The sequence below is a fragment of the Achromobacter sp. B7 genome (assembly GCF_003600685.1).
In the GTDB taxonomy this organism is placed as follows: Bacteria; Pseudomonadota; Gammaproteobacteria; order Burkholderiales; family Burkholderiaceae_B; genus Achromobacter; species Achromobacter spanius_B.
Genome location: NZ_CP032084.1, coordinates 4,681,849 through 4,693,489, shown reverse-complemented (window position 1 = coordinate 4,693,489; position 11,641 = coordinate 4,681,849). Strand labels below are relative to the sequence as shown.

The following is an 11,641-nucleotide window of genomic DNA, read 5'->3' as shown; positions in this document are numbered from 1 at the left end:
CACGTACAAGATACGGAGACGCAGCATGGCTTCCATCTCGAATTACCGCGGCATCATCCCGGCAATTTCCTGCCCCTTTACCGCCGACCACCGCATCGACGAACCCGCGCTTCGCCGCCTGGCGTCGTGGCTGGCCGGCCATGATGGCGTGGTTGCCGTCATGACCAACGGCCACACCGGCGAGGTGTTTTCCCTGACCCCGTCCGAACGCACGCAGGTCACCCGTATCGTGGCCGACGAGCTGCGCGGCAAGCTGCCGGTGATTTCGTCGATTGTGTGCGAAGGCATTGCCGAGGCCACGGAACATGCCCGCGCCGCGCGGGAAGCGGGCGCCGCCGCATTGGACGTCATGCCGCCTCATCACTGGCTGCGCTTTGGCTTCACGCCCGGGCACGCGCTGGATTATTTCGACGCCATACACCGCGCCGCGCCCGACCTGGACCTGGTGTGCCACGTATATCCCGCGTGGACGCGCGCCTCGTATTCGTCGCAGCTGCTGGCGGACCTGGCCCGCCTGCCGTACGTGCAGGCGTTCAAGGTGGGCCAGCGCGACATGAACAAATATGCCCGCGACATCCAGGCGCTGCGCGACGCGGATGCGTCCAAGGCCATCCTGACCTGCCACGACGAATACCTGCTGGCCTCGATGGTGCAGGGCGTGGACGGCGCGCTGGTCGGCTTCGCCACCTTCATCCCGCAACTCATCATCGACCTGTGGGAAGCCGTCAAGGCGGGCGACCTGAAGCGCGCCCAGCAGGTGCAGGCGCTGATCACGCCGCTGAAAGATGCGGTCTACGGCGGCGGCGAGCCCACTGGCGAGGCGCATGCCCGCATGAAGGCCGGCATGTACCTGGCCGGAGTGCTGGACAACGCCACCGTGCGCCCGCCCACCGAGGCGCCCGGCGACGCCGACATGGACGCACTGCGCGCGGCGCTGTCGAACGCGAAGTTGCTGGCGCGCTAGCACCGATTGCGCGCGTGGCGGCACGCAAGCAGGCGGATGGCCTTGGGGCCATACCGCCGCACGATGCCGCAACGGATCATCAATAAGAGGAGACAAATCATGCAAAAAAGAATCGTGTTGCGCGGCCTGGTTGCGCTGTGCGTCGGTCTTGCCGGCGGCGGGGTGCATAGTCTGGCCCAGGCCCAGAACAGCTACCCGTCGCATCAGGTCCGGTTTGTGATTCCCTTTCCGCCTGGCGGCACGCTGGACATGCTGGGCCGCGATCTTGCCCAGAAGCTCAGTGAGCAGACGGGGCAAACCTTCATCGTGGAAAACCGCTCGGGCGGCAACGGCATCATCGGCGCCGACGTGGTGGCCAAGTCGCCGGCCGATGGCTACACCCTGCTATTTAACGCGTCGACCTTCACGACGGCGCCGATGACGATGAAGTCGGTGCCTTACGACGTCGACAAGAATTTTGTGCCCGTGGCCCTGGCGGGCAAGGCGCCGTTGTCCCTGTCCGTGAAAAAAGATCTGCCGGTAACGGACCTGGCCGGCCTGCTGACGTATGCCAAGCAGAACCCGGGCCGCCTGACTTTTGCCGTGGGCTCGATCGGGTCGGCCGGCCATCTGGCTACAGAACTGCTCAAGCGCCAAGGCGGCCTGGACTACACGGTGATCCCGTATCGCGGCACGTCGCCCGCGCTGCAAGATCTGGTGGGCGGGCGTATTGACGGCTTCATCGACCCCGTGCTGGGCGCGGTGTCGTACTACAAAAGCGGCATGCTGAAGATACTGGCCGTGACGTCCGAGGCGCGCTTGCCCAACCTGCCCGACGTGCCCACCGTCAGCGAAATCTTGCCGGGTTATCAGTTCTATAGCTGGTACGGGCTGTGGGCGCCGGCCGGCACGCCCGCCCCCGTTGTCGAGAAGTTGAACGCCGAGGTCAACAAGGCCCTGTCCTCGGGCATGACGGCCAAGTACGAACAGCTGGGGGTGACCTTGACGCCGGGGTCCGCCGGTGCGTTCGCGCAATTCCAGAAAGACGACATGGCGCGCTCGCTCAAGATCGTGCAAGAGGGGCGCATTCATGTCGAATGAACGCAGCGCCGGCCTGGCCGTGGTGACGGGCGCCACGGGCGGCATCGGGCTTGCCATCGTGCAGCATCTGCTGACGGCGGGGTGGCAGGTGGCGGGCCTGGACATCGGGCCGGCCGTGGCGCGGCACGATGCCTATCGCCACATTACGGTCGACCTGTGCGACGAGGCTGCAACGCGGCGCGTGCTGGATACGCTCAAGGATGCGCGCGCGCTTGTTCATGCCGCGGGCATATTGCGGGTCGGGCCCCTGGCGCTGATGGACCCGGCCGACGGCGAGCGCATGTGGAAGCTGCACGTGGATGTCGCCGTTCGCCTGGCGCAGATCCTGACGCCCGAGATGGCCGCGCGCGGTGATGGCCGTGTGGTGCTGATCGGCAGCCGCGTGGCGCAGGGCATGGCGGGTCGCAGCCAGTACGCCGCGTCCAAGGCCGCGCTGGTGGCATTGGCGCGCAGCTGGGCCGCCGAGCTGGCGCCGCAGGGCGTGACGGTGAACGTGGTGTCGCCGGCCGCCACGCAGACGGCCATGCTGGATGACCCGGCGCGCGCGGCCAGCGCGCCGCGCATGCCGCCGATCGGGCGGCTGATCCAGCCCGACGAAATCGCGGCATTGGTGCACTTTCTGATGTCGCGCGAGGCGGCGGCGATCACCGGCCAGGACATCGCGATCTGCGGCGGCGCATCGCTGCCGCGCTGAACGCCTTTGCGGCACTGCGCGGGATACCACGCTTGCCTGCCGCGCGTGGTATCCCATTACCACCATCCGTCTTCGCGGCGGGGGCACAATGGCCGCTACAACATCAAGAACCGGGCCCCACCACGCTGGGCGCGCAACCGGCTGCCCTCATCCCAAGGAGACTTCCATGAGCAAAAGACTGTTGATGCTGGTCGGCGATTACGCCGAAGACTACGAAACCATGGTGCCGTTCCAGACGCTGCTGGCCGTGGGGCACACCGTGCACGCGGTCTGCCCGGACAAGAAAGCGGGCGACACCATTGCCACCGCCATCCACGACTTCGAAGGCGCCCAAACCTACAGCGAAAAGCGCGGCCACAACTTTGCGCTGAATTTTGATTTTGCCCGCGTCGAACCGGCGTCGTATGACGGCCTGGTCATTCCGGGCGGCCGCGCACCGGAATACCTGCGCTTGAACGAAAAGGTATTGGAGATCGTGCGTTATTTCGATCAAGCCGGAAAGCCGATCGCTGCCGTGTGCCATGGCGCGCAGTTGCTGGCCGCTGCCGGCATCCTGAAAGGCCGCACCTGCTCGGCGTACCCGGCGTGCGCACCGGAAGTGCGTCTGGCGGGCGGCACCTATGCCGAGATCGGCATCGACCAGGCCTATACCGACGGCAACCTGGTGACCGCGCCCGCGTGGCCCGCGCATCCGGCATGGCTGTCGCAGTTCCTGGCGGTGCTGGGCACGAAGATCACGCACTGACGCGACGAGCGCGCAACGGCTCCCCGGGGCATGGGAGTGCCCCGGGGAGCCGTTGCGTTCAAGCCATCAAGCCATCAAGCGATCACGGGATCACGGGATCACGGGATCACGCCCCGAAAGCCCTTGTGTTCAACCGATCCCGTCAGGTCGGGTCAGGCAAAGTCCAGCACGACGCGGCCTTCGATCTGCCCTTGCTTCATGCGGTCGAACACGCTGTTGATGTTCTCCAGCCGGTCCGTGGAGACGGTCGCGCGGACCTTGCCCTCTTCGGCGAATTGCAGCGATTCCTGCAAGTCCAAGCGCGAACCCACGATGGAACCGCGCACGGTCACGCCGTTGAGCACCATGTCGAAGATGGACAGCGGGAAGTCGCCCGGTGGCAAGCCGTTCAGCGCCACGGTGCCGCCGCGCCGCACCATGCCCAGCGCCTGTTCGAAAGCCTTGGGCGACACGGCGGTGATCAGCGCGCCATGGGCGCCGCCAATTTCACGCTTCAGGTAAGCCGCCGGGTCTGTCGTCCGGGCATTGACGGTGACTTCGGCGCCCAGGCGGCGAGCCAGATCCAGCTTGGCGTCGTCGATGTCCACGGCGGCCACGTTCAGGCCCATTGCGCGGGCGTATTGCACGGCCATGTGGCCCAGCCCGCCCACGCCCGAAATCACGACCCAGTTGCCGGGCCGCGTGTCCGTCATCTTCAAGCCTTTGTAGACGGTCACCCCCGCGCACAGCACGGGAGCAATGTCGATGAAGCCAACGTTCTTGGGCAGCAGCCCCACGTAGTCGGCGGCGGCCAGCGCGTATTCCGCGAAGCCGCCGTTGACGGAGTAGCCGGCGTTCTGTTGCTGTTCGCACAGGGTTTCCCAGCCGCCCAGGCAATGTTCGCAATGGCCGCAAGCGGAATACAGCCACGGGATGCCGACGCGATCGCCTTCTTTCACATGGGTCACGCCCGCGCCCACCGCCACCACGTGGCCGACGCCTTCGTGGCCGGGAATGAAGGGCGGGTTGGGTTTGACGGGCCAGTCGCCCTGCACGGCATGCAGGTCGGTATGACAAACCCCGCAGGCCTCGATCTTGACCAGCAATTCGCCCGGCCCGGGTCGCGGCACCGCGACTTCCTCGATCACCAGGGGTTCACCAAATGCGCGCGCTACTGCGGCCTTCATGGTTTTATCCATCTCTACCTCCGAAGTCAGGTCTGTTTCACCATGCTCGAACGCGGACAGCTTTTAATCCATGATTTATATCAACCCGTAGTTGATGGAAGGCGATAGGAAACGTGTCGTTGCAGAATCGTTAGACTCCGGCCCCCAAAAATGCCGGGGTCGCGGGCCGCGTATTCAAGGGTTAACGGGACGGGGCAGGGCGCGGCGCATGGCGGCGGCGTGGCATCTTGCAGCCGCCGCGCCAAACGTCGTACAGTGGTCCACCGCAGGCGCGCTGTTTGGCATGGCGCGCCGACCTTGCAGGAGCCCCCCATGTGTGAAATCTTCATCCGCGCAAGCGAGCAGTCGTACGCGCCCGAAACCCGGTCTTTGCGCCTGCACGGCGTGGCAACCAGCTTGCGACTGGAACGGCTGTTCTGGCAAACCCTGGAAGAAATCGCGGGGCGCGACGGCATGCGCGTTACGCAACTGATCGAGCGCCTGTACGACGAACTGGTCGAATATCGGGGCGAAGCCGCCAACTTCACGTCGTTCCTGCGCGTGTGCTGCCTGCGTTATCAACTGCTGCAAGCCGATGGCCGAATTCCGCGCGACGCGGCCGTGCCGATCCAATCGCTGAACCCGCAAGCCGTGCTGCAAGGCCTGCCCGCTTCCATGTACGACGCTGAGCCGCTGCGCCCCAAACGCCGCGCCGCCGCGTAGCAAGACCGAATTGCGCCGGCGAACGTAGCGCATTCAAGCGCCGCGCATCCAAAAGAAAAGGCCCGATCAGATCGGGCCTTTTCATTGCGCAGCGCTTAGCGGGTCAGGCGTTCAGCCACCCGGTTGAATCGACGCCAGCGCCACTTCGTTCTGCACGATACGGCGGATGCGCACCGCATCGCCAATCCGTGACAGCTTGCCCTGCGAATCCAGCAGCACGATGGCCAGGTCGCGGCCATTGATGCGAGCCAGCATCACCAGGCATTCGCCGGCTTCGTTGATGTAGCCGGTCTTGGACACCTTGATGTCCCAGTCGGGTTTGCGCACCAGCAGGTTCGTGTTGCGGAAGGTCTGCGTGCGGTTGTTGATTTCAACTTCGTACTCGGTATCGGTCGAGTAGCGGTGAATCAACGGCCGCTGCGAGGCCGCGCGCAGCAGGCGGGCCAGATCGTGCGGCGACGACACGTTGTTGCTGGACAGGCCGGTGGGCTCGATAAAGCGCGTGCTGGTCATGCCCAACGATTGCGCCTTGGCGTTCATGGCGGCCACGAACGCGGGCAGGCCGCCCGGGTAATGGCGGCCCAGCGCGTTGGCGGCGCGGTTCTCGGAAGACATCAGCGCCAAGTGCAGCATGTCGCCGCGCGACAGCTTGGTGCCCACGCGCAGACGCGACGTCGTGTGCTTCAGGCCATCGACGTCGTCGTCGGTGATCTCAAGCATTTCATCCATCGGCAAGTTGGCGTCCACCACGACCACGGCGGTCATCAGCTTCGAAATGGAAGCGATGGGGCGCACCACGTTTTCGTTCTTCGCAAAAAGGACGGTCGAGGTTTCCAGGTCTTGCACATAGGCGGTGCTGGATCGCAGCGCCGCCGCTTCCGCGCGTACCGACGAGGCGGGCGGCGGCATGGCTGCCGACGCAGCCCCGGCCGCAGCCAGGCGCTGGGCGCGGCCGGGCTTGTTCGGCTTGCCGTTCTTGCCCGTGGCGGCGCCTTTCTTAGGCGGCGTGGCCTTGGCGGCCACCTGCTTGCCGCCCTTGGGCGCGGCGTTCTTGGCGGTGGACGCAGACTTGGGCGGGGCTTTCTTGGCGGTGGACGAAGATTTGGGCGCGGCTTGCTTGGCAGAGGCCGAAGACTTCGGCGCGGCTTGCTTGCCCGCCGACGTCTTGCCGGCGCTGGCCTTGGGAGCAGGCGCTTTCTTGGCTTGTTGCGCCTTGCAAGCCGCCGATTTGGCGTTGGTCTTGCAAGGGTCAGAATTTTTCGCGGCTTGCGCGGCGGGGGGCAGGAGCGCGCACAGCGCCAGCGCCGCCGGCGCTACCGCGTTCGCAATTGCACGTTTCCAGGAAAATGCCATGGTTGAGCAGGCTTGTCAGTCTGTGAAAAAGTATTTCTTAAGCCGGCGTGACGTCGGTTCAGGAAAAGTCCAGATGAATTAGGGGCTTACGCGTCGAATTTAAACAGCACATCAAGTTGCACGCAAGGCGATTCGCCATCTTGCCCGAAAAAAATATCGGTGACGTATTGACGAAGATTCAATTCGTCACAAGGAGCGACATGAGAAGCTACCGGCGCAAGGCGCGTGAGCGTAGCCCGGATTAACCCTCATCTGGCTGAACGCGTGGCATGGCGGGAAGCAAATTGGCGTGGGAATCGAGGCCGGAGGGTGGCCTCGCCGGGTGGAATCGAACCACCAATTGACCCTTAGGAGGGGCCGGTTATATCCATTTAACTACGGCGAGACGGTCAGGCTGGGGTCGCGCATGGGGTGGCGACCGGGCCAGAGTTTATCACTGCCTTGGGCCTTCAGCGGCGTACAGCCACCGGCGGCGGCCGGTGCAAAGGGTATGGCGGGCTTGCCCGCCCGACGGCTTCGTACTTGTCTGATATTGCAGGCCAGACGTCAGCCCGGAGCGCGTTCGCCGCCGCGCCCGCGTCATAATGCGCAACGCCGCCGGGCATCATCACAATTACAACTTGCGCCCTCGGCCCGCCCCCTATGCAGGAGACTTGCGCCATGACGCTGGGCTGGCTTGCGCTTGCCTTGTTCGCCCTTGCCCCGCTCGCGGTTGCCGCGCTTAGGTGGGCGGGACGCTTTCGGCCCGGCGCGGGGGCGCTGCCCCGCGTGCCCGACCTGCTGGCCACGTTGGACAGCATCGATCAGGGCGTCAGCGTGGTGGATGCCCGTATGCGGCTGGTGGCGTGGAATCGGCAATATCAACGTTTTTTTGACTATCCGGACGGCCTGCTCAAAGTCGGCCGACCCGTCGCGGACGTGATCCGCTTCAACGCGCGGCGTGGCAAATTTGGCTCTGGCCCCGGGCTGGATATCGAAGCGGTCGTGCGCAAGCGGGTCGGCTTCATGCGGGCGGGCACCGTCTATCGCGGCCAGCGCACGTTGCGGTGTGGGCGGGTGGTGGAGCTTCGGGGCCGGCCGTTGCCGCGAGGCGGCTACGTCACCAGCTACCGCGACATCACCGACTTCAAGCGCGTGCAGCTTCAACTGCGCGACATCCATGACACCTTTGAGCGGCGTGTCAGCGCGCGCACCCGCCAGATCGAGGCGGCGCAGCAGTCACGCACGCAGTTTCTGACGGCGGTAAGTCACGATGTGCTGCAACCGATCAACGCGGCGCGCTTGTTTGCGTCGGCGCTGAACGAGGAACATGAGCCCGAGGCGCAGCGCTACCTGGCCGGGCGGATCAACACGTCACTGCGCGCGGCCGAAGAGCTGCTTGACGGCTTGCTCGATGTGTCGCGCTTGAACGCCGGCATGTTGCAGGCAGAGCCTTGCGACTTCGACGTCGAACCGCTGCTGCGCCAACTGGCGGACCAGTACGGCCTGGTCGCGCTGCGGGCGGGCTTGCAATTGCGCCTGCATGCCAGGCGCCCGCTGCCGGTGCGCAGCGACCCGCGCCTGTTGCGCCGCATCTTGCAGAACTTCCTGGCCAATGCGCTGCGCTACACACGCAGCGGCCGCATCCTGTTAAGCGCGCGGCCCTGCGGCGGGCACGTGCGCTTGCAGGTCTGGGACACCGGGCCGGGGATTGCGCCCCACCAGCTACGCACCGTCTACGACGAGTTTCAGCGCCACGCCCCGGAGCAGGACGAGCCCCTTCGCGGGTATGGTCTGGGCCTGTCCATCTGCCGGCGGTTTGCCTCGCTGCTGGGGCATCCGCTGGACGCGCGATCGGCCGTTGGGCGCGGCAGTGTGTTTTCGATCAGCGTGCCGCGATCAAACACGTGCCTGCAAGGGCCGCCGCCGCGCCTGGAACGCCCGCTGTCGCATGGCTCGCTACAAGGCCTGCGTGTGTTGTGCCTGGATAGCGACCCCGACGTGCTGGGCTGCATGCAGGCGCTGCTGGGCCGCTGGCAGGCCAGCGTGCTGTGCGCCGCCACGCTGGACGAGGCGCTGTCGATGATGCGGCATCAACCGCACGTGCTGCTGGTGGACTATCACTTGCGCGACCGCCTTGACGGCCTGGACAGCCTGGATGCGCTGCGCGCGGCCGCGCCGTCCGTACGAGGCGCGTTGCTGTCGGTGGATGGCGATAGCGCCTTGAAGCAGGCTGCGCGGTTACGCGGCTATCGGGTGCTGGCCAAGCCCGTCAAGCCCGCGTCGCTGCGCGCCTTTCTGGCCGCAAAACTGCGCGCTCAGGCCACGCTCAAACCTTGATGCCGCAACGCCAGGTGCCCAGCCCCAGGCGTTCGGCGATCAATACCGCCTGCGTCCGGTTGGACACGCGCAGCTTGCGCATGATGGCCGTCATGTGCGCCTTGATGGTGGCTTCGGACACCTGCAATTCATGCGCGATCTGTTTGTTCAACAGCCCGGCGCCCACCATCTGCAACACGCGAAACTGCTGTGGCGTCAGTTCGCGTACGCTGGCCGCCATCATGGGTTCGCGTGCCGCCGACGCCTTGGCGGCAGGGGTGGCGCCTGGCACCCAGGCGCCACCGTCCATCACGTGGATCAGGGCCGCGCGCAGCATTTGCGCATCGGATGATTTCGGGATGAAGCCCATCGCGCCGTGATCCAGCGCCCGCCGTATCAGCAGCGGATCTTCATGCGCCGACACAATGACGATCGGCAGTTGCGGATGTTGGCCGCGCAACTGCTTCAGCGGCCCCAGGCCCGACGAGCCGGGCATGTCCAGGTCCAGCAAGAGCAGGTCGGCGTCGGGGCAGGAATCGACCAGGTCGTAAAGCACGCTGACCTGGTCGGCCTCGTGGATGACCGCGCCGGGAAAGACCCGGCCGATCACACCACGCAGGGCTTCACGAAACAGCGGGTGGTCATCGGCGATAAGCAGGACAGGCATCGGCCGATCATGCCACACGCCGTTCGCGGACCAGCGCCTGCACCACCGACGGATCGGCCAGTGTGGTGATGTCGCCCAGATCGTCCACGGAGTTCTCGGCAATCTTGCGCAAGATGCGCCGCATGATCTTGCCCGAGCGCGTCTTGGGCAGGCTGGGCGCCCATTGCAGATGGTCGGGCGTGGCGATGGGGCCGATCTCGCGGCGCACGTGCGCCACCAGTTCGTGACGCAGCGCATCGGACGGTTCCGCGCCCGCCTTCAGCGTGACATACACGTAGATGCCCTGGCCCTTGATGTCATGCGCGAAGCCCACGGCCGCGGCCTCCGCCACCTTGGGATGCAGCACCAGCGCGCTTTCCAGTTCGGCGGTGCCGATGCGGTGCCCGCTGACGTTAAGCACATCGTCCACGCGCCCGGTGATCCAGTAGTCGCCGTCTTCGTCGCGGCGGCAACTGTCGCCTGTGAAGTACATGCCGGGGTAATCCTTGAAGCAGCTCTGGATATAGCGCGGTTCGTCGCCGTACACGGTGCGCGCCTGCCCCGGCCAGGAGTCGCGGATGAACAGGTTGCCCTCGCCGGCGCCCTCGATGATGGCGCCGGTCTTGACGTCAACAAGCTCGGGCCGGATGCCGAAGAACGGCGTGCCGGCCGCGCCGGGTTTGGCGGCCTTGGCGCCGGGCAACGGCGAAATCAGGATGCCGCCGGTTTCGGTCTGCCACCACGTGTCCACGATGGGGCAACGGCCCGCGCCCACCACGCCGTGATACCAGCGCCAGGCTTCGGGGTTGATGGGTTCGCCCACGGTGCCCAGCAAGCGCAACGACTGGCGTGACGTGCGCAGCACCGGGCCCGGGCCTTCGCGCATCAGGGCGCGGATGGCGGTGGGAGCGGTGTAGAAGATGGTCACGGCATGCTTGTCGATAACCTGCCAGAAGCGCGAGGCGTCCGGGTAGCTGGGCACGCCTTCGAACACGACGGTGGTGGCGCCGTTGGCCAGCGGGCCGTACACCAGATAGCTGTGGCCGGTGATCCAGCCGACGTCGGCCGTGCACCAGAAGACATCGCTGTCGCGAATGTCGAAGATGGCGGCGTGCGTGTAGGCGGCGTAGACCAGATAACCGCCCGTGGTGTGCAGCATGCCCTTGGGTTTGCCGGTGCTGCCCGACGTGTACAGAATGAACAGCGGGTCCTCGGCGTTCATGCGCTCGGGCGGGCAGTCGGTGGACTCGGCTTGCATCAGCTGATCCAGCCAGTGGTCGCGGTTGGCGGTCATGGTGACCGGCGTGCCGGCGTGGGGCACCACCAGCACGGTGCGCACGCCTTCCATGCCCGGCATGTTCAGCGCGGCGTCCACGTTGTCTTTCAGGGGGATGCCGCGGCCCGCGCGACGGCCGCTATCGGCGGTGATGATGGCTTTAGCGCCGCAGTTGCGCACGCGGTCCGCGATGGAAGCGGGCGCGAAACCGCCGAACACCACGTTGTGCACGGCCCCGATGCGCGCGCAGGCCAGCAACGCCACGACGGTTTCGACGATCATCGGCAGATAGATCGTGACGCGGTCGCCCCGCCCGATGCCTTGGCGGCGAAGCGCGTTGCCCATCTGGCAGACCTTGGCGTGAAGCTCGCGATACGTGATGCGTTGCGAGGGCAGATCGGGGTCATCGGATTCCCAGATCAGCGCGACCTTGTCGCCGCGCGCTTCCAGGTGCCGGTCCAGACAGTTGACGCTGACGTTGAGCTCGCCATCGGCATACCAGCGGATGTGAAAGTTATCGGCCGACAAGTCCACGTCGCGAATCTGGGTGGGTTCCTGATACCACTGCAAGCGCTTGGCGGCGTTTGCCCAAAACGCGTCGGGGTCTTGCAAGGACGCCGCGTACTGCTGCGCGTATTGCTCCTGCGTCACCGTCTGCGGCCCGGCAAACCCTTGCGGGACGGGGTAGCGATCGGGGATGGGTTCCATTAGGGCTCC

The 11,641-nt window shown here is 65.8% G+C and carries 10 protein-coding genes and 1 tRNA gene; 6 read left to right on the top strand and 5 right to left on the bottom strand.

What is annotated here, in order from left to right; all coding sequences use genetic code 11:
• Positions 1–25: 25 nt before the first annotated feature.
• From DVB37_RS21230 to DVB37_RS21215, 4 genes are all read left to right on the top strand, one after another.
• Entirely contained in the window at positions 26–964 is a 939-nt protein-coding gene (locus DVB37_RS21230) for a dihydrodipicolinate synthase family protein (RefSeq protein ID WP_120156704.1), read from the top strand.
• Between the two features lie 99 nt (positions 965–1,063).
• On the top strand, positions 1,064–2,044 hold the full coding sequence (locus DVB37_RS21225; protein WP_120156703.1) for a tripartite tricarboxylate transporter substrate binding protein: 981 nt from the start codon (positions 1,064–1,066) through the stop codon (positions 2,042–2,044).
• A complete protein-coding gene (locus DVB37_RS21220) occupies positions 2,034–2,738 on the top strand; it encodes an SDR family NAD(P)-dependent oxidoreductase (RefSeq protein ID WP_120156702.1) in 705 nt (234 codons plus the stop codon). Before DVB37_RS21225 ends, DVB37_RS21220 begins: the two co-directional genes overlap by 11 nt.
• A gap of 166 nt (positions 2,739–2,904) precedes the next feature.
• Positions 2,905–3,483, top strand: coding sequence for a DJ-1/PfpI family protein (locus DVB37_RS21215; protein WP_046804448.1), 579 nt, complete (start codon positions 2,905–2,907; stop codon positions 3,481–3,483).
• A gap of 152 nt (positions 3,484–3,635) precedes the next feature.
• Here the strand turns inward: DVB37_RS21215 and adhP are convergent, their stop codons facing one another.
• Positions 3,636–4,661 (bottom strand): alcohol dehydrogenase AdhP, encoded by a 1,026-nt coding sequence (gene adhP / locus DVB37_RS21210; protein WP_046804449.1) that lies wholly within the window; start codon positions 4,659–4,661, stop codon positions 3,636–3,638.
• A gap of 300 nt (positions 4,662–4,961) precedes the next feature.
• Between adhP and DVB37_RS21205 the strand changes: the two genes are divergently transcribed.
• Positions 4,962–5,351: a ribbon-helix-helix domain-containing protein gene (locus tag DVB37_RS21205; protein ID WP_120156701.1), complete on the top strand. Its 390-nt coding sequence runs from the start codon at positions 4,962–4,964 to the stop codon at positions 5,349–5,351.
• Positions 5,352–5,462: 111 nt separating this feature from the next.
• Here the strand turns inward: DVB37_RS21205 and pbpG are convergent, their stop codons facing one another.
• Together pbpG and DVB37_RS21190 are read right to left on the bottom strand one after the other, a co-directional pair.
• Positions 5,463–6,704 carry a D-alanyl-D-alanine endopeptidase gene (pbpG, locus tag DVB37_RS28800; RefSeq protein WP_162941266.1) on the bottom strand — a complete coding sequence of 414 codons (1,242 nt, stop codon included), beginning with the start codon at positions 6,702–6,704 and terminating at the stop codon, positions 5,463–5,465.
• Between the two features lie 310 nt (positions 6,705–7,014).
• Positions 7,015–7,089: transfer RNA gene (locus tag DVB37_RS21190), tRNA-Arg, on the bottom strand.
• Positions 7,090–7,364: 275 nt separating this feature from the next.
• On the opposite strand from DVB37_RS21190, the gene DVB37_RS21185 reads away from it, so the two are divergent.
• On the top strand, positions 7,365–9,023 hold the full coding sequence (locus DVB37_RS21185) for a PAS-domain containing protein (RefSeq protein ID WP_205571580.1): 1,659 nt from the start codon (positions 7,365–7,367) through the stop codon (positions 9,021–9,023).
• Here DVB37_RS21185 and DVB37_RS21180 read toward each other — a convergent pair.
• Together DVB37_RS21180 and acs are read right to left on the bottom strand one after the other, a co-directional pair.
• The gene (locus tag DVB37_RS21180; RefSeq protein ID WP_120156699.1) at positions 9,013–9,669 is read right to left on the bottom strand and encodes a response regulator transcription factor; all 657 of its coding nucleotides are present in this window, start codon (positions 9,667–9,669) and stop codon (positions 9,013–9,015) included. The genes DVB37_RS21185 and DVB37_RS21180 overlap by 11 nt on opposite strands.
• Positions 9,670–9,676: 7 nt before the next feature.
• Positions 9,677–11,632, bottom strand: coding sequence for an acetate--CoA ligase (gene acs, locus DVB37_RS21175; RefSeq protein ID WP_120156698.1), 1,956 nt, complete (start codon positions 11,630–11,632; stop codon positions 9,677–9,679).
• Positions 11,633–11,641 lie beyond the last annotated feature (9 nt).

Excerpts from the sequence above, each read along its gene's own strand:
- DVB37_RS21230 (WP_120156704.1), top strand. The coding sequence starts at position 26 with ATGGCTTCCATCTCGAATTACCGCGGCATCATCCCGGCAATTTCCTGC.
- DVB37_RS21225 (WP_120156703.1), top strand. The coding sequence starts at position 1,064 with ATGCAAAAAAGAATCGTGTTGCGCGGCCTGGTTGCGCTGTGCGTCGGT.
- DVB37_RS21220 (WP_120156702.1), top strand. The coding sequence starts at position 2,034 with ATGTCGAATGAACGCAGCGCCGGCCTGGCCGTGGTGACGGGCGCCACG.
- DVB37_RS21215 (WP_046804448.1), top strand. The coding sequence starts at position 2,905 with ATGAGCAAAAGACTGTTGATGCTGGTCGGCGATTACGCCGAAGACTAC.
- adhP (WP_046804449.1), bottom strand. The coding sequence starts at position 4,661 with ATGGATAAAACCATGAAGGCCGCAGTAGCGCGCGCATTTGGTGAACCC.
- DVB37_RS21205 (WP_120156701.1), top strand. The coding sequence starts at position 4,962 with ATGTGTGAAATCTTCATCCGCGCAAGCGAGCAGTCGTACGCGCCCGAA.
- pbpG (WP_162941266.1), bottom strand. The coding sequence starts at position 6,704 with ATGGCATTTTCCTGGAAACGTGCAATTGCGAACGCGGTAGCGCCGGCG.
- DVB37_RS21185 (WP_205571580.1), top strand. The coding sequence starts at position 7,365 with ATGACGCTGGGCTGGCTTGCGCTTGCCTTGTTCGCCCTTGCCCCGCTC.
- DVB37_RS21180 (WP_120156699.1), bottom strand. The coding sequence starts at position 9,669 with ATGCCTGTCCTGCTTATCGCCGATGACCACCCGCTGTTTCGTGAAGCC.
- acs (WP_120156698.1), bottom strand. The coding sequence starts at position 11,632 with ATGGAACCCATCCCCGATCGCTACCCCGTCCCGCAAGGGTTTGCCGGG.